Source organism: Pseudomonas sp. BMW13, from assembly GCF_013357275.1.
GTDB classification, from domain to species: domain Bacteria; phylum Pseudomonadota; class Gammaproteobacteria; order Pseudomonadales; family Pseudomonadaceae; genus Aquipseudomonas; species Aquipseudomonas khazarica.
Map to the genome: position 1 here is coordinate 1 of NZ_SUKD01000074.1, position 208 is coordinate 208.

The window sequence follows — 208 nt, forward strand, 5'->3', positions numbered from 1 at the left end:
CGTCGGCTGGATGTAATAGCCGCTGGCCAGGTCGCCCTCCAGGCGCTCGGCCGCCCCGCCGGTGAGCACCTGGGCGCCCTCCTGCTGGGCGATCTCCAGGTAGCTGAGGATCTTGTCGAACTGCTGCTGCGAGGCCTGGGCGCCGACCATGGTGTCGGTGTCCAGCGGGTTGCCGCGCTTGATCTGCTTGACCTTCTTCATCACCTCG

At 67.3% G+C, this 208-nt stretch carries 1 protein-coding gene; it reads right to left on the bottom strand.

Going from position 1 to position 208, the window contains the following annotated elements; all coding sequences use genetic code 11:
- On the bottom strand, positions 1–208 hold a 208-nt coding region (locus tag E4487_RS24245), incomplete at both ends, for an aldehyde dehydrogenase family protein (protein ID WP_175254576.1).